Source organism: Ensifer sp. 4252, from assembly GCF_050434565.1.
GTDB lineage: Bacteria > Pseudomonadota > Alphaproteobacteria > Rhizobiales > Rhizobiaceae > Ensifer.
This window is the reverse complement of record NZ_JBNDIU010000011.1, coordinates 151,641-170,863: the sequence shown is the minus strand read 5'-3', so window position 1 is coordinate 170,863 and position 19,223 is coordinate 151,641. Positions and strand designations below refer to the sequence as shown.

The following is a 19,223-nucleotide window of genomic DNA, read 5'->3' as shown; positions in this document are numbered from 1 at the left end:
ATGGCAAGGATCGAGAAAATTGAACTGCGCATGGTCGATCTGCAGCCGAAGGTGAAGCGGACCGACGCGATCCAGAGCTTCGTCAGCCAGGAAACGCCGATTGTCACCATCACCGATTCCGACGGCGCGACAGGCACTGGCTACAGCTACACCATCGGCACGGGCGGATCCTCCGTCATGCGGCTTCTTTCCGACCATCTCGTTCCGATCCTGATCGGCGAGGACGCGGATTGCATCGAGGCCATCTGGCACAAGATGGAATTTGCTACCCATGCGACAACGATCGGCCCGATCACGGCGCTGGCGTTGGCCGCTGTCGATGTGGCGCTCTGGGATCTGCGTGCCAAAAAGCACAACCTGCCGCTCTGGAAGCTTGCCGGCGGTGCCAAGGACAATTGCCCGCTCTACACCACCGAAGGCGGCTGGCTGCATATCGAAAAGGAAGCCCTGGTCGAAGATGCGCTGCAGGCCAAGGCCAAGGGCTTTTCCGGCTCCAAGGTCAAGATCGGCAAGCCGCACGGCTCCGAGGACTATGATCGCCTCTCGGCGATGCGCAAGGCGCTCGGCGACGGCTTCGAAATCATGACCGATTGCAATCAGGGTTTCACGGTCGACGAGGCTATCCGCCGCGCCGCACGCCTTAAGGAACTGGACCTCGCCTGGATCGAGGAACCGCTTCCGGCCGACGACCTCGATGGCCATATCCGCCTGACGCGATCGACCCCGACGCCGATCGCTGTCGGCGAATCCATGTATTCGATCCGCCATTTCCGCGAGTACATGCAGAAGGGCGCCTGCTCGATCGTCCAGGTGGATGTCGCCCGCATCGGCGGCATCACGCCTTGGCTCAAGGTCGCACATGCCGCCGAGGCTTTCGATATTCCAGTCTGCCCGCACTTCCTGATGGAACTGCATGTCAGCCTCGTCTGCGCTGTGCCCAACGGCAAATATGTCGAGTACATTCCGCAGATTGATGAGCTGACGGAGAAGGGCATGGAGATCCGCGACGGTCGCGCCATCGCGCCCACCGAAGCCGGCATCGGCATTGCCTGGGATTGGGATGCCGTGAAGGCGCGCTCGATCGCTGAGTTCACCCGGGAATTTGCGAAGTAGGGGAGGTCGTTATGCAACGGATGGGAATGGTGATCGGTCTGCAACCGGAAAAGATCGCCGAGTACAAGGCGTTGCACGCCGCCGTTTGGCCGGAGATCCTCGCGCTGATCTCTGAATGCAACGTCACCAATTATTCGATCTTCCTGAAGGAGCCGGAAAACCTGCTCTTTGGCTACTGGGAATATGTCGGCGGGGATTTCGCAGCCGATATGGCGAAGATGGCCGCACACCCGAAGAACCAGGAATGGTGGTCGGTATGCATGCCGTGCCAGAAGCCGCTCGAGACGCGCAAGGACGGAGAGTGGTGGGCGATGATGGAGGAAGTCTTCCACCACGATGGAGAGGCTTTGCATCTTGACTGACCAGTTCGATCCCACATCCCTGCAGCAATCCTGGCCGGCACCCGAGAAGCCACGACCGATCGTCATCTTCGGCGCCGGCAGCATCGTCGGCGACGCGCATCTTCCGGCCTATCGCAAGGCAGGCTTTCCTGTCGCCGGCATCTTTGATCCTGATGTCGAGAAGGCAGCGTCGCTTGCTGCCGAGTGGGGCATCCGAGCGTTTGCGACCGAAACCGAGGCGCTCGCAAGCCCTGATGCGATCTTCGATCTGGCGACACCACCGACCGCGCATGCCGCAATCCTGTCGAAGCTACCGGCCGGATCTGGCGCCCTGATCCAGAAGCCGATGGGCGGAGACCTCGCAGCCGCGACAGAGATCCTCAACATCTGCCGTCACCGGCAACTGAAGGCGGCAGTCAATTTCCAGCTGCGCTTTGCCCCGATGATGCTGGCGCTGCGTGACGCGATTGGCAAGGGCCATCTCGGCCAGGTCGTCGATTTCGATGCCTGGATTGCGCTCGCAACACCCTGGGGGCTCTGGCCGTTCCTGAAAGGGTTGCCGCGGATCGAGATTGCCATGCACTCGATCCATTATCTCGACCTGATCCGCGGGCTGCTTGGCAATCCCGAAGGTGTGCATGCCAAGACGATCGGCCATCCGAACCATCAGGTGGCGCAGACCCGCACGGCCGCAATCCTCGACTACGGCGACAGCGTGCGCTGCGTGCTTTCGGTCAATCACGACCATGATTTCGGCCGCAAGTTCCAGGCCTGCGAGTTCCGCATCTCGGGAACCGAGGGTGCCGCCTACGTCAAGCTCGGCGTCAATCTCGACTATCCGCGCGGCGAGCCGGACGAACTCTGGATCCGTCCCGCCGGTGGCACGGAATGGGTGGAGGTGCCGCTTAGGGGTGCCTGGTTCCCGGACGCCTTCGCCAACCGCATGGCCAATCTGCAGCGCTTCGTCAGTGGCGAGGACGAGCAGCTGGTCGGCGCTGTCGACGACGCTTGGCAGACAATGGCACTGGTCGAGGCGGCCTACCAATCGAGCGCGCGGCCCGCAACCGCGATCGCGCCACTTCCCGGACGGTGACGATGGCAGAACAGACAATCCATTTCGAAGACTATGAACTCGGCCATGTCAGGCTGACGACGGGTCGCACGATCACCGAGACCGACTTCGTCGTCCATGCCGGACACACGGGCGACTTCTTCCCCCACCACATGGACGCCGAATTCGCCAAGACCTTGCCCGGCGGACAGCGGATTGCCCATGGCACCATGATCTTTTCCATCGGCGTCGGCCTGACCGCGTCGCTGATCAATCCGGTCGCCTTTTCTTATGGCTATGATCGGTTACGGTTCGTGCGTCCGGTTCATATCGGCGACACCATCCGCACCCGCGTAACGATCTCCGCCAAGGAAGACGACCCGAAGCGGCCGAAGGCGGGACGTGTCGTCGAACGGTGCGAAGTTATCAACCAGCGTGGCGAGGTCGTCCTCGCCGCCGACCATATCCTGGTCGTCGAACGCAAAGCATGAGGGGTCAAAAATGACAACGGGTCTTTCGGGTAAGGTCGTCCTTATCACCGCCGCAGCCCAGGGCATCGGCCGCGCCACCGCACTTGCCTTTGCCAAGGCCGGCGCAAAGGTGCATGCCACCGATATCAACGTCGATGCGCTCGCCGCGCTGGCTGCCGAGGCCGATGTCGAAACCCACCGGCTCGACGTTCGCGACGGCGCCGCCGTCGAGGCGCTTGTTGCCAAGATCGGTCAGGTCGATGTGCTCTTCAATTGCGCCGGTTTCGTGCATGCCGGCTCGATCCTCGACATGAAGGATGCTGATCTTGAATTCGCCTTCGACCTCAACGTCAAGGCGATGATCCGCACCATTCGTGCCGTATTGCCGGGCATGCTTTCACGCAAGGACGGCTCGATCATCAACATGGCTTCTGTCGCATCGAGCATCAAGGGCGTGCCGAACCGCTTTGCCTATGGCGTGACCAAGGCGGCCGTGATCGGCCTGACCAAATCCGTTGCCGCCGATTATGTCGCCGACGGCATCCGCTGCAACGCCATCTGCCCCGGCACGGTCGAAAGCCCGTCGCTGCAGGACCGCATGCGGGCGCAGGGTGACTACGAGACGGCGAGAGCCGCCTTCATCGCCCGCCAGCCCATGGGACGGATCGGCACACCGGAAGAGATCGCCGATCTCGCCCTCTATCTCGCCGGCGCGACCTATACCTCCGGGCAGGCCTATGCCATCGATGGTGGCTGGACCATCTGAGCACTCAAATCAGGGATATGACACCATGAAACTTCTTCGTTATGGCGAGCCGGGACAGGAAAAGCCTGGCATCATCGACGCCAGCGGCACGCTTCGCGATCTTTCCGGCCACGTTGCCGATTTCTCCGGCGCAGCGCTGGATCCCGCCAAGTTGGCGGAGCTGGCCAAGCTCGATCTTTCCGGCCTTCCAGCCGTTGCCGGCAGCCCGCGCCTCGGCCCCTGCGTCGCTGGGACCGGAAAATTCGTCTGCATTGGCCTCAACTATTCCGACCATGCCGCTGAAACCGGTGCGACCGTTCCCCCTGAGCCGATCATCTTCATGAAGGCGACGTCGGCCATCGTCGGGCCGAACGATGACCTCGTCATTCCGCGCGGCTCCGAGAAGACCGACTGGGAAGTCGAACTCGGCATCGTCATCGGCCGCAAGGCGAAGTATGTCAGCGAAGCCGAAGCCCTCGACTATGTCGCCGGCTATTGCACGATCCACGACGTGTCGGAGCGCGCATTCCAGATCGAGCGCCAGGGACAGTGGACCAAGGGCAAGTCCTGCGACACCTTCGGCCCGACCGGCCCCTGGCTGGTGACGAAGGACGAGATCCCCGATCCGCAGAACCTGCCGATGTGGCTCAAGGTTAACGGCGAAACGATGCAGAACGGTTCGTCCAAGACCATGGTCTATGGCGTTACCTATCTCGTTTCCTATCTGTCGCAGTTCATGTCGCTGCAGCCGGGCGACATCATCTCGACCGGTACGCCCCCAGGCGTCGGCATGGGCATGAAGCCGCCGCGCTACCTCAAGGCCGGCGACGTTGTCGAACTCGGCATCGAAGGTCTCGGTACCCAGAAACAGTCCGTGCGCGCGGACGACTGATCTATTCTCATTGGAGCAAACATGACCCGCATCACCGATCTGCGCGTCTTCGATCTGCGCTTTCCGACATCGCAGAGCCTCGACGGTTCCGATGCTATGAACCCGGATCCTGACTATTCCGCGGCCTATGTCATCCTCGACACCGATAGTCCCGGATTGGCGGGCCATGGCCTGACGTTCACGATCGGGCGGGGCAACGACATCTGCTGCATGGCGATCAAAGCCATGCAGCATCTCGTCGTCGGCAAGGATACGGCGGAGGTTCTCGCCAATCCCGGCCGGTTCTGGCGGCACCTGACCAGCGACAGCCAACTGCGCTGGATCGGCCCGGAGAAGGGGGCAATCCACCTCGCCACGGGCGCCATCGTCAACGCGATCTGGGACCTGCTCGCGAAAGAAGCCGGCAAGCCCGTCTGGCAACTCGTCGCCGACATGTCGCCGGAAGAGATCGCCGATATCGTCGACTATCGCTATATGACGGATGTGCTGACCCGTGACGAGGCGGTAGCCATCCTCAAGAGGGCCGAAGCTGGGAAGGCGGAACGGATCGCGACGCTGAAGAGCGAAGGCTACGCCTGCTATACGACGTCTGCCGGTTGGCTCGGCTATGACGACGACAAACTGCGCCGGCTGGCGCAGGAGGCGATCGATCAGGGCTTCAACCACGTCAAGATGAAGGTCGGACGCGATCTCGCCGACGACATCCGGCGACTGACCATCGCCCGCGAAGTGATCGGCCCGGACCGCTACCTAATGATCGATGCCAACCAGGTGTGGGAGGTCGGTGAGGCGATCGACTGGGTCAAGCAGCTGGCCTTTGCCAAGCCGTTCTTCATCGAGGAGCCGACAAGCCCCGACGATGTCGCCGGCCATCGCAAGATCCGCGAGGCAATCGGCCCGGTGAAAGTCGCCACCGGCGAGATGTGCCAGAACCGGATCATGTTCAAGCAGTTCATCGCCGAAGGCGCTATCGACGTCGTACAGATCGATTCCTGCCGTATGGGTGGCCTGAACGAGGTGCTCGCTGTCCTGCTGGTGGCAGCGAAGTATGAGCTTCCGGTCTGGCCGCATGCCGGCGGGGTAGGGCTCTGCGAATATGTCCAGCATCTGTCGATGATCGACTACATCGCCGTGTCGGGGACCAAGGATGGCCGGGTGATCGAATATGTCGACCACTTGCACGAGCACTTCCTTGAGCCTTGCGACATCCGCAACGCCGCCTACATGCCGCCGCAGCGTCCTGGCTTCTCGATCGAGATGAAGCCGCAATCCATTGAGGATTACACGTTTCAGGGCTGATCGCCCGGACCAGATGCGAATGAGTATTCATATATAATTCTCACATTCATGCTGTCTCTCTAAGCCGCCGCAGTATCTCTGCGGCGGCTTTTCTCTTTTTATGTGCAGCCGCGCCTTCCAGTCCAATAGTAGCGTCGGTCTCCAGACATTCCGCTTGACGCTCGCGACTCATTCGTAAATAACTTATTCATTCGCTTATGAATGAATTCCGGAGGGGAGTCCGGAGAGGAGGATCTAATGAAAAAGCTGATGCTCGCGGCCGCCATGGCCGCTCTGTCCTATTGCGGTAGCGCTTATGCGCAGGAATACAGCCTGCGTTTCTCCACCTCGCAGGTGAATCCCAACGAACCGATCGTCAAGGCGATGAAGACCTTCTCCGAGCGGGTCGGGAAGCGCTCCGACGGTCGCATCGCCATCACCGTGATGACCGGCGACCAGCTCGGTGCGCAGAAGAAGGTCAACGAGATGGTGATGAGCGGCGCGAGCCTGCTCAGCGCCACCGACTATGGCCAGCTCGGCCAGTTCGTGCCCGACATGTCGATCCTGGCGGGGCCCTACGTCTATCCGAGCCTTGAGGCCACCGATCGACTGTTCGCATCGGACCTCTACAAGGAACTGTCGGGCAAGCTCGAGGCACAGGGCATCAAGATCATCATGCCCAATGGCCTCTTCGGCTATCGCCACATCATCTCCAATAAGCCGGTTCGCAGCCCCGCTGATCTTGCCGGCGTGACCATCCGGGTGCCGTCCTCGCCGATCATGATGGCGACCTTCGGCAGCTACGGCGCACGTCCGACGGAACTGCCCTGGGGCGATGTCTATAACGCCCTGCAGACCGGCGTCGTCGATGCCGCCGAAGGACCCTTCGGCTCGATCGCCGGCGCGAAGCTGAACGAGACCCGCAAGGTCGTGTCCAAGACTGGCCACCAGATCATGTTCACCGCCTGGGTCGCATCCAGCCAGTTCTTCAACAGCCTGCCGGAAGATCTGCAGAAGATCCTTCTGGAGGAGGGGCAGACGATCGCCAAGGAATTGACTGAGATGACGCTCGAAACCGACGATGCCTATGCCAAGCAGCTCGCTGCTTCCGGTGTCGAGATCGTCACCGACGTCGATGTCCCGGCCTTCGTCGAGGCGTCGCGCGTTGCCTATGACAAGGTGCCGAATATCACTCCCGGCATCTACGATCGCGTCCAGAAGGCGATGGCCGAGTAAGGCTGATAAGTCCGCCCACTGTTGCCAATCCGGTGTCGGCTCGACGGTTGACGCCATTTTGGTGGGTTAGCTCACACTGAATGTGAGACCGGCACAGCCTGGCCGAAAATGGGTGGCGCGGCGCGCCACCCATATCTCTCTCTTCAAATGACCGGGGCCGCTATGGAAACCTCAAGCCTGCCGGAAGAGACCATTCCTCTTCTCAGTTTTCGCCGCGCCGACGAGGCGATCGGCGTTGTCGCGCTCATCGTCATCGTCTTTTCGATCCTTTGGGGCGTCGTCAGTCGCTATATCTTCCCGCAGCCGGCCGCATGGACCTACGAACTGGCGATCATGGCCTTCGCCTATCTCGTCTTTTTCGGCGCTGTTGCCGGTGTTCGGCTGGGGACGCACGCGGCGATCGACGTGCTGGTTACGGCCTTGCCCGCGAGCTGGCAAAAGGCGATTGCCTGGTTCAATTACCTGCTGCTCGCCGTCTTTTTCCTGGTGATGACGGTGCTGTTTGCCTGGCAGGCCTGGACGTCGCGCCAGGTCCACACCATCGCGCTCGACCTCTCGCGCAGCCTCTCCTATGGCCCGCTCGCCCTGGCCTCCGCCGGCATGTTCATCCAGCACCTCATCGTCGAAAGACCATGGACCGCCCGGGTGCATCGCAATGTGGAATCGCTGATATGACCTTCTTTCACCTTGCCGGCCCATCGCTGCTCGTGGTCGTGCTCTTCCTGTTGTCCACCCCCATTACCTGGGCGATGGCCATCGGCGCGCTTGCGTTCTTCCTCATCAACATGGACATGATCCCGCTCGCCAACTTCGCCCAGGAAATGGCCGAAGGCAGCCAGTCGGTATCGCTACTGGCGCTGCCGCTGTTCGTGCTCGCCGGCTGCATCATGAACGCCTCGGGCATCACCCGCCGGCTGCTCAACCTCGCCGACGTGCTCGTCGGTCACATGACCGGGGCGCTTGCCCAGATGTGCACGGTCCTCGGCACACTGCTTGGCGGCTTGACGGCGTCCGCCAACGCCGATGCGGCGATGCTTGCCAAAACCCTCGGCGTCGAGATGTCGGAGAGGGGATACAGCCGTGCCTTCGCCGCTGTCATCACCTCGTCGGCCGCGATCATCACCAGCCTGATCCCTCCGTCGATCGGTCTTATTGTTTACGGCTTTCTCGCCGAAACCTCGATCGGCCGGCTGTTTGCCGCCGGCGTCGTACCTGGCCTCGTGCTTGCCGGCGGCCTGATGATCACAACCTACTTCATTGCCAAGAAGCGCGGTTACAAGCCGCTGCGCAAGGAGCGGGCAAGCCGTGCCGAAGCCATGAAGGCGCTTGTCGACGGACTCTGGGCGCTCTCGATCCCGGTCGTCATCTTCGTCGGCACCCGCTATGGCCTGTTCACCACCACCGAGGCAGGCGCGGTCGTGGTCGTTTACGTGCTGTTCGTTGCCATATTCGGCTACCGCGAATTCACCATCCGACAGATCCCCGAGGTGCTCGCCGAATCGGTGCGCGATTCGGCCGTCGTCATGATCATGATCTGCGCAGCCGCCGCCTTCGGCTTCTATCTGGCCTGGGAACAGGTGCCGCAGGCTATGTCCGGCTGGCTCGGTGGCGCGACCGACAATCCGCTCTTGATGCTGCTGCTGATCAACGTGCTTCTGATCATCATCGGCACGGCGATCGAGGGATCGGCCGCGCTGATCATCCTGACGCCGATGCTGATCCCGATCATCGACGGCGTCGGTATCGATCGTGTGCATTTCGGGGTCGTCTTCATCACCAACCTGACTATTGCCGGCATCACGCCACCGGTCGGCGGCCTGATGTACATCTCGTCTATGGTGCTGAAGGTTCCGATGATGGCCTATGCGCGTGAAGTGCTGCCCTATCTTGCGATGATGATGGTGCTGCTCGCGATGCTCAGCATGTTCCCGCAGCTTTCGCTCTGGCTGCCGAACCTCGTCTACGGGACGACGGCAGTTCAATAAGCGGTTGCCGGCCGCGGCTGAAAACCGTGGCCGGCAAAGACAAGCCTCTTAGGCCGCCTGCGGCATGAGGGTTGCCGGGGCACGCTTGCCGATGGTCAAAACCAGCAGTGCGGCGACGATGCACAACAGCCCGGCGGCGATGAGCGCCGGTGTGTAGGTCTCAAGCGACGTGCGGCTGGCACCTGCGAGGAATGCGGCGCTCGCCGCGCCAAGCTGATGACCGGTGAACACCCAGCCGAAGACCAGTGCCGCCCGTTCCGCACCGAAGCGTTCTGCCGACAGTTTCACTGTCGGCGGCACGGTGGCAACCCAGTCGAGGCCATAGAAGATGGCGAAAATCGACAAGGTGTAGAAGTTGAACCCGCTGAAGGGCAGGAACAGTAGCGACAGGCCGCGAAGACCATAGAACCAGAAGAGCAGCCAACGATTGTCATAGCGGTCGGAAAGCCAGCCGGAAAAGACCGTGCCGACGAGGTCGAACACGCCGATCAACGCGAGAAAGCCGGCCGCACCGACGGCGGCGATGCCGACGTCGCCACAGATCGACACCCAATGCATCTGGATCAGGCCATTGGTGCTGAAGCCGCAGACGAAGAAGGTGGCAAACAGCACCCAGAAGGTGTTCGTACGGGAGGCATCCCGCAGCGCCTTCAAGGGCGAGAGCAACAAGGCTCCGAAACTCTGTTTTTGCGCCGGGGCCGGCACGATCGCCCGGCTGCCGTAGGGCGCCAGACCGACGTCGGCCGGCCGGTCCTGCATGAAGAGCAGCACCAGGACGAAGGCGAATGTGAGCACGGCGATGACGACGGTCAGTGCCGTGCGCCAGCCGATCGCTTCGGTGAGGGAGGCAAGCAGGGGCAGGAACACCAGCTGCCCGGTGGCATTGCTGGCCGTCATCAAACCGACGACGAGGCCGCGCCTTTTGTCGAACCAGCGCGTGGCGACGGTGGCGCCGAGCACCAGCGCGGTCATGCCCGTGCCCACGCCGAGAACGACACCCCAGAGCGCCACCATCTGCCACAACTGCGTCATGAAGAACGACGCAATGATGCCGCTGACGATGAGAACCAGCGCCGCGGATACGACCTTCCTGACGCCGAAGTGGTTCATGAAGGCTGCTGCGAACGGTCCGAGCAGGCCGAAGAGCACGAGGCGGATGGCGAGCGCAAAAGAGATCTCGGCATTCGACCATCCGAACTCTGTTTCGAGCGGCTTGATCAGAACGCCCGCGGACCCCATCGCGCCGGCTGTCGCCAGCATGACGAGGAACGTGACGGCCGCGACAGCCCAGCCATAATGGATGTCGCGTTTGGCGAGATAGCGCGCAAGCACCGGTCCGAACATCGGCCATTTCCTTCCGTCGATCGATTGTGTTGAATTTGTCAGAGAGCCTGTAGCAAGGCCGTCAATTGTGCAGAGGCTTCATCGCCGAGCTTGGCCTCGATCGCCGTCTGAACGCCGTCCCAGAGTGGAGCGCCGTCCTTGAGGACCTGCCGCCCCTTGTCGGACAGTTCGACAGCCGATTCCCTTTGATCCTGGCCGTTGGTCATCGCAACCAGCTCCATCTTTTCCAGGACCTTAACGTTCCGGCTGACCGTCGAACGGTCGAGTTCCGTGCGATGCCCCAGATCCGTCAGCGAGATGGGCTCGGCCCTCTGGATGTTTCTGAGCAGGCTGAACTGCGCGAGATTGACGCCAATGGGTGCAAGCGCCTCGTCGTAGAGCGACGTCACGCGTCTCGAGGCCTTGCGCAGGAGGATGCAATAACAATAGGACATATTGCGTGTATATACACGCAATGATCCGACGTCAAGCTCGGTGTTGGCCGCAGCCCAGGAGCCGGTAACGACATACCAATCGGGCCGATGAGTTGCGGCACGCCGTCAAGGATTGCGCAGCCCGACCGGCTGCAGCTAAGACCTCCGCCTTGGACGGAGCCTTTGGAGCGGCAGGGCGAAGACGACCCTGCGCCAGAGACTGTCAGCAAATCGCATTGGAGCCTGACCATGAGAGCCGCCTTGCAGCAAAAGATATTGGAAGTTTGCAATCGGAAGATCGCCGAAAAAGGGCCAGGAGTCGGTCTCTCCTTCTATGCCTTCTTTGCCAACAAAAACGATGACCCGGAGCTTCTGATGGAGGCGGCCGAATGGTGGATCAGGACCCATCGGCTCGATCATTTCGAGAAGGCGACGAAAATCCGCACCATGGTTGCAGCGTTGAGCGAGCAGACACCCATCTCATAAACGTGAACCGCGGGCACTCTTTGGGGCACCCGCGTTCGATGTTTTTCACTGGAATGGATAGGCTGCCCGTTCGGGCAGCCTCCCGGCGTTTCGCCTCGGGTTGACTGAGGTCGCCTTACCGAGACTTATTCCGCAGGAACCGGTTCCCCGCGCGTCTTCACCAAACTCCAGATCACGCCGCTTGCGATGATGGCAAAGGTGATGCCGAGCGACATGGCCGCCGGGAATTTTTCCAGGCCCAAGAGATCGGCAACGAAAATCTTCGAACCGATGAAGATCAGAACCACGGCCAGGGCCGGCTTCAGATAGCGGAAGCGGTGGATCATTGCGGCCAGTGCGAAATAGAGCGCCCTGAGGCCGAGGATAGCGAAGATATTCGAGGTGTAGACGAGGAACGGGTCGGTGGTGATAGCGAAGATCGCAGGCACCGAATCGACGGCGAAGATCACGTCCGCTACCTCGATGAGCACGAGGGCCATGAACAGGGGCGTGATGAACCAGACCAGCTTGCCGCTCTTCGGGTCCGCCTGCTTGACGAAGAAATGTTCGCCGTGATGGCTCTCCGTCACGTTGAAGCGGCTGCGCATGAAACGGACCAGCGCGTTGTTGGAGATGTCAGGCTCGGCTTCCTTCATGAACAGCATCTTCAAGCCGGTCACGACCAGGAACGCAGCGAAGATATAGAGCAGCCACGAGAATTCAGCGACGAGCGTTGCGCCGACGCCGATCATGATGGCGCGCAGGACGATAACGCCGAGGATGCCCCAGAAAAGCACCCGATGCTGGTAGAGCCGCGGCACGGCAAAGAACGAGAAGATCAGTGCGATGACGAAGACGTTGTCGAGCGCGAGCGTCTTTTCGACGACAAAGCCGGTCATGTAGGCGAGACCTGCGTCCGCACCCAGATACCACCAGACCCAGCCGCCGAAGACGAGGCCAAGCGAGATGTAGAGCGCCGAGAGCTTGATGCTCTCGCCAACCTCGATTTCCTTGTTTTCCTTCTGCAGGACGCCAAGGTCGAAGGACAGAATAGCGATGACCAGCGTGATGAAGCTGAGCCACATCCAGATCGGCTTGCCCAGCCAATCGATAAACAAAAGGGAAGTCTCCACGGAATAAAGCTCCGCCGGCGCATATGTCGGATGAGGTCCGACATCGCAAGAGCGCCGGAAGCTCTCACCAGAGGGGCCCGGACCAGCGGGTTGCTCGATAGGTGGGAGGGCGCTGAGTGGCCTTCAAGTGTCAGGCAACGCTTTTTTGGTACACGCGTCGACTGCATCCTCCGACATCGCCAGTCACTCCGCGATCATCGAACACATCCAACTTTTGAGGCGTTTGACGCTCATGGTGCCGTGGGGCGCATTCGCAAACAGCTCTTTCCGATCCCTCACATTGGTTTCCGTATCCCGAGGAGACCCGAAAGCGCATTTTTCGACGGTGTCAAACCATCAGCGGCTTGCAGGGGTGTTTTGCCGCAAGCCATCCCGTCGCGAACGAGCGCCACAGCAATCCTTGAATTTCATGCCGGAGCCACAAGGGCAGGGATCGTTGCTGCGACGTTGCAATCGGCCAATCAATGGCAGCATGACTGCGGATGGCAGCCATGCTGCGGCAAACGCCGCGAGTTTGGCGGAGATTCCTGGCACGACGAGACGGCGCCCCGACTTGAACCCGCGCCAAGCGCGCTCGGCGACATAGTCGGCATCAAGCCTCGGCAGGACCTTGAAAAGCGGCACGCGATCGGCGCCGGATCGCTGGAGGAATTCAGTCGACACCGGGCCGGGAGCAACGCATGTGACCGTGACGCCGGTACGGCGTAACTCCTGGTGAAGAGCCTCGGAAAAGGAGCGCACGTAACTCTTGCTGGCGTAGTAAAGCGCCATGTTAGGGCCGGGCATGAAGCCGGCAATGGAGCCGAGGTTGAGCACGCCGCCGCGCCCGCGCCCCACCATCCCCGGTAGGAAATGAAGGGACAAGTCGGTGAGCGCGCGGATGTTGAGGTCGATGATCCCCAACTGATCCTGGACGGGGAGTGTCGTTGCCGCCCCCCGCAAGCCGTAGCCGGCACTGTTGACCAGGACGTCGCAGCAAAGGTTGTTTGCCGTCAGAAAATCCCCCAGGCGCGCCGCCGCATCGGTCGAGAACAGGTCGAGGTCCAGCACGAATGCTTCGCCGCCGGCCTCCCCAATCTCGCTCGCCGCTGCCACCAAATCTTCGTGGGATCGCGCGACGAGTACGACGGGTTCTTTTTCTCGCGCAGCAACTTTGGCGATCGCCCGGCCAATGCCGCGCGAGGCGCCGATGACCACGACCGCCGGTCGCAATTCAGCCTGTACCATCATGTGGTCTTCCGCGACAGCAAGGGCGTGTGTACGGCTTCGCCTTGAGAAAGACCCGACACTTCCTCGGCGACCTCACCGTTCAGGATCGCTTCGAAGCGCTCCAGCGCGCGCGCGACGTTGGCACCATCCATGACCCGGTGATCGTAATGGATGCGCACGGTGACCGTGCCGTCCGCGGCGATGGGGCCGTAGTTGAGGAGGGTGGTGAGGGGGGTCAGTGGATTGAGCGATTCCGCCCCGAGGCCCGAATAGACCGAGAGTTGGAAGGTGCCGAAGTAGTGCGCGCGCCGCGAGCCGAGATTGAGCCCCAGCCACATGAGCAGCCAACGGATCGGGCCCGGCATGCGGGCAATCTTCAGGGCGCGCCGAAACTCCTTTATTTCCGCCACCGGGCGCGACCGCGCCGAATCGATCAGGGCGCCCAGCTCAGGGATCGGGAGGCGCTCCGGAGATTTGATCTTGCTGAGCAGCACCACCCGCTCGCCGTCATGCTCGCGCTCATGCGCAATCGACGCTACGCTTTCCGGGTATTCATAGAGATGCGGTCGGGGAAGCTTGACGTATGCACGCCGGAACTCCGGCGTCTCCCGACAAAGAAGCCCGTATCCTTTCAAGAACAGCACGGTCCAGGACGGTCTGCTGGCCTGGGCGATTCTCGCCCTTTGCAGTGGGTCGAGGTTCATTTGCCGCTGAACGGTAACGCGGGGCACCCCGATCGAAAACCGCATCAGATCTCCGACAAGGCGCCGTGGCACCGAAAGCTTGATGGCTCGGCCTCGCATCATGTCACCTTTAATAGAGGTAAGGGAGGATTCGCCTGGTCCTCTGCATGTAGTCACGATACTGCGGACCGAAAATCTCCAGCATCATACGTTCCTCCTTGTCCACCCTGAGAAAAAAGAGCACCGCGAACCCGAGCAGGCCCGCCAGTCCCGCCACCCAATTGGACAGCAGCATGGCCTGACCAAGGCCCATCAGCATGAAGGACGTGTACATCGGGTGGCGAACATAGGCGTATGGTCCGCCGGAGATCAGCTCGTGCTTGTCACGAATCTCAAGCGTGATCGACCAGTTCCGACCGAGTTCTTTATGAGTCCGGCGAAAAAACCACAGGGCAAAAAAGAAAATGACTGCTCCGAGCACCACTGCCCACGGACGGGCGGAATAGTCGGCGGCAGCCGGAATTCCGGTCGCAACGTAGAAACCTGGGATGATTGCAAGGCCTAGGAGACCGGACGCAAGCCCGAACATGTCCAGCGGCGAGCGGCGGGTGCTGACGACCCGCACGCGCTTTGCCCGCCGTTCGAACGGTACGCGAATAAAGTACCAGGCGATGATGCCGATCACCCACACGATTTTGCCCAGAGCGGCCATCGATATGATCACTTCAAGTCACCGAAGCCTTTCTGCGATCTGCGAACAACCGGACGCAAGTCTTTGAATTAATTTCATTAGCCCGCGTTCATCTGCCGAAGTTTGGTCACAAACTGCTGCGGCCTGAGCCAGATACTGGGTGTTTTATATCCCATCGAGCGCGCGATGTCCGCGACGAACGCGTTGCAGTTATACACCGACGCCTGCCAGAATCGCGATTTGGCTTTAAGCTGCCTGATGTAGGCAACGGTCTTGTTGTACTCCGCTTCGGTCAGCATGACGCGCCAGCTTGCCGACCTGTATTCCTCCTCAAGGTCACCGTCGCTGGCACCGGTTTCGGCTGGTACGGGCAAGAAGTGACCGAGAACATAAGGTGTCGCGCTGGATGTCGCCGGTGCAAGACCCGCGACTTCGGGGGCGATCATCGCTCCCGACTGATTCGTGCGCCCGAAGATCACATAGGTATGGCCGTAGCTCAGGGCGTAACGGGATCTGAATTCGATAAAGTAACCAGCTTCCCGCACTGCGCCCGCACGCACGGCAGGTGCGCCGCTGGTACTCGAGACAAAACGCGGTTCGGGCTTTTTATCTGTTGATTCGCAGGCGGCCGCCGCAAACGCGAGCATTGCCACGAGCGTTAAGCGACCAATCATATGCGGCATCACTGTGGATTTTCTCCTTGAACTCCGATGAGCACAAGCCCGGCGAGCCTTGCAGCCTTGCGGCCGATCCGACCGGTTGGGATGATGTGGGGAGGGCGCTAGCCCTCCCCACCCATCAGAAGTTCAAGCTATTTATAGACCGGTGCTGGTTCGGCCGTTTCGACCGGCGGCGGTGCCTTACCTTTGCCTTTGCCGATAGTATCGCAACCACTCAGGCCGACGACGGAAAGCAAGGTAACGATCATGATTAGATTTCTGCTCATCAAGAAGTCCTCTCCTCTATGCGGAATGGGAATCGAAGGCAACGCTTATATTAATAGGGCGTTCTTCGCGCACGCCTAGTGCAAAAAGAACACAATTTGCATCGCTGAGCATAAAAGCTTGATCAGATGACAAGAACCTTGGTGCCAACGGGAGTTCGGTTGTACAGGTCGACGATATCCTCATTGGTCAAGCGGACGCATCCGCTCGATACTGCCTGACCTATCGTCCAAGGTTCGTTTGTTCCATGGAGCCGGAACATGGTATCCTGCCCGCCGCGATAGAGATAAAGAGCGGCTGCGCCAAGCGGATTATGCATCCCGCCGCCGACGCCGCCGGCATATTGCCGTAGATGCGGCTTGCGTTGCATCATGCTTTCGGTCGGCCTCCACGAGGGCCACTCGGCCTTGCGCCCGATTGACGCCAGGCCCTTGAGCGTGCGCCCCTCTTCGCCGACACCGACGCCGTAGCGGATGGCCCGACCACCGCCTTCAACCAGATAGAGGTAGCGTTCTTCGGTGTTGACGACGATCGTGCCAGGGGGTTCGTTTCCGTCATAGCCCACATTCCGGCGTCGATAGCGCGAAGATGGCCCCCCTCCGAATGCTGAAAGGATGGGCTCGCTAAATCGTTGCGCCGTTGATGTGCATCCAGATGCCGTTAAAGCCAAACTGCCGAGCAGGATCGCCCGCCGGGTAACGCGGTCACTGTTCATATCCACCTACTAGTAATCGGTGAGCACTGTTTCGTCTTTAACACCCAAGCGTTCGTTGGCCAAGTCGCTATTCTTCGTTTTTCGAAGGCGAAAACTAGTAGTGCAGGAAGAGTAAAGGCCATTGCACTTCGCGTTTCGCTGGCGCAGGCTGACAAAGCACGTACAATTGATGAAACTGCTTGCAGCTTGCGTCCGTCTCTGGTCGATTGGGCTCTCGAATAAGGATACACAGAATGGAGCTTGGCTTCGCCGGTAAAGTCGCGCTTGTAACCGGCGCAGGGTCTGGGATAGGTGCGGCGGTTGCCCGCCAGCTCGGCGCAGAGGGGGCGAAAGTCGTGGTGGCGGATATCAATGCCGATGCGGCGCATGCGGTTGCCGCTGAGATCTGTGCCTCCGGCGGCACGGCCTTTCCCTTGGTGGTCGATGTTGCCAAGGCCGGCGAAGTGGAGAATCTGGTTCACTCCGTTGTCCAGACACATGGGGGGCTGCATCTGGCAGTCAACAATGCTGGGACCGACGGTGTCCGAAGGGCGACGGCCGATTACCCGGTAGAGGATTGGGACAGGCTGATAAGCGTGAATCTCAACGGCGTGTTCTATTGCATGAAATACGAGATCGCCGCCATGGCTGCGCAGGGTGGCGGATCGATCGTCAATATGTCGTCAATTCTGGGCTCCGTCGGCCTGCCGACCGCATCGGCATACACCGCAGCCAAGCACGGGATTGTCGGCCTGACGAAGGTCGCCGCGATCGAGTACGCAAAGAGGGGCGTGCGTATCAATGCTGTCGGGCCCGGCTTGATCGAAACCCCACTGCTATCGGAGCAGTCCGAGTTGACAAGCAACCGACGCTTGGATGCGCTTCAGCCCATGGGCCGACGCGGCACGCCGGACGAAGTCGCAGCGCTCGTGTGTTTTCTCCTGTCCGAACAAGCCAGCTTCATCTCCGGCAGCTATCACCTGGTGGATGGTGCTTACACCGCTCACTAGATCGAGCGCTTCGGCTGTTTGCGCCCGTAAGCCAAGTCGCCTGAGAGATCGGTTCGTTAAACGTACGCTGACAGGTCGCGGTCGGAGGACGCTTAACCGCACTTGTTTGCTGCTGGGCAAGGAAGACCGCCTCAGTTGTTTCAGATTTTCCAGGTACAGCCGCCAAGGGTGGGCGGCTTCGGATACTTCCAGGATCTTCGCCATCTTGAGGTTGGCGGTGGCTATGCCTCTTGTCAGAGTACCTTCCAGGGCAAACAGTTTGCCCAGAAAATTGACCATGACATTCGAGTGACGGCCGTCAAAGGCCCGCGGCGGCCGACGGCGAAAGACTGCTAGCGTGGTGACAGAGCGGCGCAAAGCGCTGCCGCGAGCATCAGGCCGCCGGCCGCGATCGGCAAGATAAAGAAGCCGGCTCCAGAATAGACAGTTCCGAAGACAAGCGTGCCGCCAAACAGGGCAAGATAGGTGACGCCGCTATTCAATCCCATGATGGCGCCGCGCCGGATGGGGTCGAGCGCCGTTAGCCGCATGATGAGCACGTTGAGCCCGAAGTGGTTGGCAAGCCCCCAGAAGAAGACAACGACGAGCATGGCTTCGTAGGAACCGCTGGCTGCTGCCATCGCAACGTAGACTGCAGCGACAACGAGAAAGATGAGCGGCAGTAATTTGCCGGCACCGAGGCGATCGATCAGACGGTCGAGGAAGGCGGCACTTCCAAAACCGACCCCATAGAAGGCAGCAATGAAGCCGTTGGCGCTGAGGGGCAGTTCCAAGACGGCATGGAGATGATCGCCGATATAGCCATAGACGCCATAGAAGGCGGCCATGAAAGCGGCGCAAGCGGAAAGAAGCGGCACGGCCCCACGAACGCTGAGCGCCGTCAACGGTGACGAAGCGGCTGCTTGAGGCGCATCCCGAACGACGGACATCCGCACTGCTGCCCATGCGATAAGGGCGGCCGCGGCGACGACAAGGAAGGTCACGCGCCAGCCGGCGAAATCGGCAATAGCCGCCGACAACGGTACACCTGCGACCATGCTCAGCGTCCAGCCCGTCAGCACCAGGCCAATGGTCTCGCTCTCGCGTCCCGCAGGCGCGACAATGGCTGCCAGCGTGTAGATGGCCGGCAGCGCGATGCCGGCCGCAATCCCGACAAGCAACTGGGTCGCCACCAGGAAGGGAAGTGCCGGGGCGGCTGCGCTGCCGCCAAGCCCGATCGCAAGCAGAAGCAACGCAAGTGCAAGCATTCGGTTCGGACCGTAGCGATCTATGAAGCGCCCAAGGAAGATGGCGCTCGCCGCCGTGCCGAGACCAAAGACGGCCGATGCCGTCATGACGACCGGAGCGCCCACGTCAAGACTGCGTGCAACTTCTGGCGCGATCGGCCCCAGCGCCAGAGAGTTCGACCCGATAACGCCGATGCAGGTCGTTAACACGAAGGCAAACGGAGGAATGCGGGAGCACTCGACACGTTCAGTCGAAATATGTTGATCCGTGTTCGTCATCGAGCGATGATTGCAGAATGT

At 60.8% G+C, this 19,223-nt stretch carries 22 protein-coding genes; 12 read left to right on the top strand and 10 right to left on the bottom strand.

The window, feature by feature from the left end:
• The 10 genes from ABIE33_RS20815 (at position 1) to ABIE33_RS20770 (ending at position 9,111) form a co-directional block, all read left to right on the top strand.
• Positions 1-1,113, top strand: a complete 1,113-nt coding sequence (locus ABIE33_RS20815; RefSeq protein ID WP_429128864.1) for a mandelate racemase/muconate lactonizing enzyme family protein — start codon at positions 1-3, stop codon at positions 1,111-1,113.
• A gap of 11 nt (positions 1,114-1,124) precedes the next feature.
• A complete protein-coding gene (locus tag ABIE33_RS20810) occupies positions 1,125-1,475 on the top strand; it encodes an L-rhamnose mutarotase (RefSeq protein WP_429128861.1) in 351 nt (116 codons plus the stop codon).
• Positions 1,468-2,547 (top strand): Gfo/Idh/MocA family protein, encoded by a 1,080-nt coding sequence (locus tag ABIE33_RS20805; RefSeq protein ID WP_429128858.1) that lies wholly within the window; start codon positions 1,468-1,470, stop codon positions 2,545-2,547. Before ABIE33_RS20810 ends, ABIE33_RS20805 begins: the two co-directional genes overlap by 8 nt.
• Before the next feature lie 2 nt (positions 2,548-2,549).
• Positions 2,550-2,996, top strand: coding sequence for a MaoC/PaaZ C-terminal domain-containing protein (locus ABIE33_RS20800; RefSeq protein WP_053252782.1), 447 nt, complete (start codon positions 2,550-2,552; stop codon positions 2,994-2,996).
• A gap of 10 nt (positions 2,997-3,006) precedes the next feature.
• A complete protein-coding gene (locus tag ABIE33_RS20795; RefSeq protein ID WP_429128855.1) occupies positions 3,007-3,741 on the top strand; it encodes an SDR family oxidoreductase in 735 nt (244 codons plus the stop codon).
• A gap of 25 nt (positions 3,742-3,766) precedes the next feature.
• Complete coding sequence (locus ABIE33_RS20790) at positions 3,767-4,612, top strand: fumarylacetoacetate hydrolase family protein (protein WP_429128853.1); 846 nt, start codon at positions 3,767-3,769, stop codon at positions 4,610-4,612.
• A 21-nt stretch (positions 4,613-4,633) separates the two neighbouring features.
• Positions 4,634-5,911, top strand: coding sequence for an L-fuconate dehydratase (locus ABIE33_RS20785; protein WP_429128850.1), 1,278 nt, complete (start codon positions 4,634-4,636; stop codon positions 5,909-5,911).
• A 237-nt stretch (positions 5,912-6,148) separates the two neighbouring features.
• The gene (locus tag ABIE33_RS20780; protein ID WP_429128847.1) at positions 6,149-7,126 is read left to right on the top strand and encodes a C4-dicarboxylate TRAP transporter substrate-binding protein; all 978 of its coding nucleotides are present in this window, start codon (positions 6,149-6,151) and stop codon (positions 7,124-7,126) included.
• 162 nt (positions 7,127-7,288) lie between these two features.
• Complete coding sequence (locus ABIE33_RS20775) at positions 7,289-7,801, top strand: TRAP transporter small permease (protein WP_429128844.1); 513 nt, start codon at positions 7,289-7,291, stop codon at positions 7,799-7,801.
• Positions 7,798-9,111 carry a TRAP transporter large permease gene (locus ABIE33_RS20770; RefSeq protein WP_429128841.1) on the top strand — a complete coding sequence of 438 codons (1,314 nt, stop codon included), beginning with the start codon at positions 7,798-7,800 and terminating at the stop codon, positions 9,109-9,111. The genes ABIE33_RS20775 and ABIE33_RS20770 overlap by 4 nt, the downstream gene beginning before the upstream one ends.
• 48 nt (positions 9,112-9,159) lie before the next feature.
• On the opposite strand, the gene ABIE33_RS20765 is transcribed toward ABIE33_RS20770, so the two are convergent.
• Positions 9,160-10,455 carry an MFS transporter gene (locus ABIE33_RS20765; protein ID WP_429128838.1) on the bottom strand — a complete coding sequence of 432 codons (1,296 nt, stop codon included), beginning with the start codon at positions 10,453-10,455 and terminating at the stop codon, positions 9,160-9,162.
• 38 nt (positions 10,456-10,493) lie between these two features.
• On the bottom strand, positions 10,494-10,889 hold the full coding sequence (locus ABIE33_RS20760) for a MarR family winged helix-turn-helix transcriptional regulator (protein ID WP_429128947.1): 396 nt from the start codon (positions 10,887-10,889) through the stop codon (positions 10,494-10,496).
• Between the two features lie 228 nt (positions 10,890-11,117).
• Between ABIE33_RS20760 and ABIE33_RS20755 the strand changes: the two genes are divergently transcribed.
• Positions 11,118-11,354, top strand: a complete 237-nt coding sequence (locus ABIE33_RS20755) for a DUF6500 family protein (RefSeq protein ID WP_429128836.1) — start codon at positions 11,118-11,120, stop codon at positions 11,352-11,354.
• 125 nt (positions 11,355-11,479) lie between these two features.
• Here the strand turns inward: ABIE33_RS20755 and ABIE33_RS20750 are convergent, their stop codons facing one another.
• From ABIE33_RS20750 to ABIE33_RS20720, 7 genes are all read right to left on the bottom strand, one after another.
• On the bottom strand, positions 11,480-12,466 hold the full coding sequence (locus ABIE33_RS20750) for a TerC family protein (RefSeq protein WP_429128834.1): 987 nt from the start codon (positions 12,464-12,466) through the stop codon (positions 11,480-11,482).
• Between the two features lie 336 nt (positions 12,467-12,802).
• Positions 12,803-13,696, bottom strand: coding sequence for an SDR family NAD(P)-dependent oxidoreductase (locus tag ABIE33_RS20745; protein WP_429128832.1), 894 nt, complete (start codon positions 13,694-13,696; stop codon positions 12,803-12,805).
• Complete coding sequence (locus ABIE33_RS20740; protein ID WP_429128830.1) at positions 13,693-14,478, bottom strand: hypothetical protein; 786 nt, start codon at positions 14,476-14,478, stop codon at positions 13,693-13,695. Before ABIE33_RS20740 ends, ABIE33_RS20745 begins: the two co-directional genes overlap by 4 nt.
• A 10-nt stretch (positions 14,479-14,488) precedes the next feature.
• Complete coding sequence (locus ABIE33_RS20735; RefSeq protein ID WP_429128944.1) at positions 14,489-15,070, bottom strand: protein-S-isoprenylcysteine O-methyltransferase; 582 nt, start codon at positions 15,068-15,070, stop codon at positions 14,489-14,491.
• Positions 15,071-15,147: 77 nt separating this feature from the next.
• Positions 15,148-15,732, bottom strand: a complete 585-nt coding sequence (locus ABIE33_RS20730; protein ID WP_429128828.1) for a hypothetical protein — start codon at positions 15,730-15,732, stop codon at positions 15,148-15,150.
• Between the two features lie 128 nt (positions 15,733-15,860).
• Positions 15,861-15,995: an ABC transporter gene (locus ABIE33_RS20725; protein ID WP_429128825.1), complete on the bottom strand. Its 135-nt coding sequence runs from the start codon at positions 15,993-15,995 to the stop codon at positions 15,861-15,863.
• Positions 15,996-16,117: 122 nt separating this feature from the next.
• A complete protein-coding gene (locus ABIE33_RS20720; protein ID WP_429128822.1) occupies positions 16,118-16,708 on the bottom strand; it encodes a L,D-transpeptidase in 591 nt (196 codons plus the stop codon).
• A 233-nt stretch (positions 16,709-16,941) separates the two neighbouring features.
• On the opposite strand from ABIE33_RS20720, the gene ABIE33_RS20715 reads away from it, so the two are divergent.
• Positions 16,942-17,697 carry an SDR family NAD(P)-dependent oxidoreductase gene (locus ABIE33_RS20715; protein WP_429128819.1) on the top strand — a complete coding sequence of 252 codons (756 nt, stop codon included), beginning with the start codon at positions 16,942-16,944 and terminating at the stop codon, positions 17,695-17,697.
• 332 nt (positions 17,698-18,029) lie between these two features.
• On the opposite strand, the gene ABIE33_RS20710 is transcribed toward ABIE33_RS20715, so the two are convergent.
• Complete coding sequence (locus ABIE33_RS20710) at positions 18,030-19,202, bottom strand: MFS transporter (RefSeq protein ID WP_429128816.1); 1,173 nt, start codon at positions 19,200-19,202, stop codon at positions 18,030-18,032.
• Between the last annotated feature and the right edge of the window lie 21 nt (positions 19,203-19,223).

Coding starts and splice junctions, on each gene's coding strand:
- ABIE33_RS20760 (WP_429128947.1), bottom strand. CDS start 10,889: ATGTCCTATTGTTATTGCATCCTCCTGCGCAAGGCCTCGAGACGCGTG.
- ABIE33_RS20715 (WP_429128819.1), top strand. CDS start 16,942: ATGGAGCTTGGCTTCGCCGGTAAAGTCGCGCTTGTAACCGGCGCAGGG.
- ABIE33_RS20710 (WP_429128816.1), bottom strand. CDS start 19,202: ATGACGAACACGGATCAACATATTTCGACTGAACGTGTCGAGTGCTCC.
- ABIE33_RS20740 (WP_429128830.1), bottom strand. CDS start 14,478: ATGCGAGGCCGAGCCATCAAGCTTTCGGTGCCACGGCGCCTTGTCGGA.
- ABIE33_RS20730 (WP_429128828.1), bottom strand. CDS start 15,732: ATGCCGCATATGATTGGTCGCTTAACGCTCGTGGCAATGCTCGCGTTT.
- ABIE33_RS20785 (WP_429128850.1), top strand. CDS start 4,634: ATGACCCGCATCACCGATCTGCGCGTCTTCGATCTGCGCTTTCCGACA.
- ABIE33_RS20795 (WP_429128855.1), top strand. CDS start 3,007: ATGACAACGGGTCTTTCGGGTAAGGTCGTCCTTATCACCGCCGCAGCC.
- ABIE33_RS20810 (WP_429128861.1), top strand. CDS start 1,125: ATGCAACGGATGGGAATGGTGATCGGTCTGCAACCGGAAAAGATCGCC.
- ABIE33_RS20765 (WP_429128838.1), bottom strand. CDS start 10,455: ATGTTCGGACCGGTGCTTGCGCGCTATCTCGCCAAACGCGACATCCAT.
- ABIE33_RS20775 (WP_429128844.1), top strand. CDS start 7,289: ATGGAAACCTCAAGCCTGCCGGAAGAGACCATTCCTCTTCTCAGTTTT.
- ABIE33_RS20780 (WP_429128847.1), top strand. CDS start 6,149: ATGAAAAAGCTGATGCTCGCGGCCGCCATGGCCGCTCTGTCCTATTGC.
- ABIE33_RS20815 (WP_429128864.1), top strand. CDS start 1: ATGGCAAGGATCGAGAAAATTGAACTGCGCATGGTCGATCTGCAGCCG.
- ABIE33_RS20790 (WP_429128853.1), top strand. CDS start 3,767: ATGAAACTTCTTCGTTATGGCGAGCCGGGACAGGAAAAGCCTGGCATC.
- ABIE33_RS20800 (WP_053252782.1), top strand. CDS start 2,550: ATGGCAGAACAGACAATCCATTTCGAAGACTATGAACTCGGCCATGTC.
- ABIE33_RS20725 (WP_429128825.1), bottom strand. CDS start 15,995: ATGAGCAGAAATCTAATCATGATCGTTACCTTGCTTTCCGTCGTCGGC.
- ABIE33_RS20735 (WP_429128944.1), bottom strand. CDS start 15,070: ATGGCCGCTCTGGGCAAAATCGTGTGGGTGATCGGCATCATCGCCTGG.
- ABIE33_RS20755 (WP_429128836.1), top strand. CDS start 11,118: ATGAGAGCCGCCTTGCAGCAAAAGATATTGGAAGTTTGCAATCGGAAG.
- ABIE33_RS20720 (WP_429128822.1), bottom strand. CDS start 16,708: ATGAACAGTGACCGCGTTACCCGGCGGGCGATCCTGCTCGGCAGTTTG.
- ABIE33_RS20745 (WP_429128832.1), bottom strand. CDS start 13,696: ATGATGGTACAGGCTGAATTGCGACCGGCGGTCGTGGTCATCGGCGCC.
- ABIE33_RS20770 (WP_429128841.1), top strand. CDS start 7,798: ATGACCTTCTTTCACCTTGCCGGCCCATCGCTGCTCGTGGTCGTGCTC.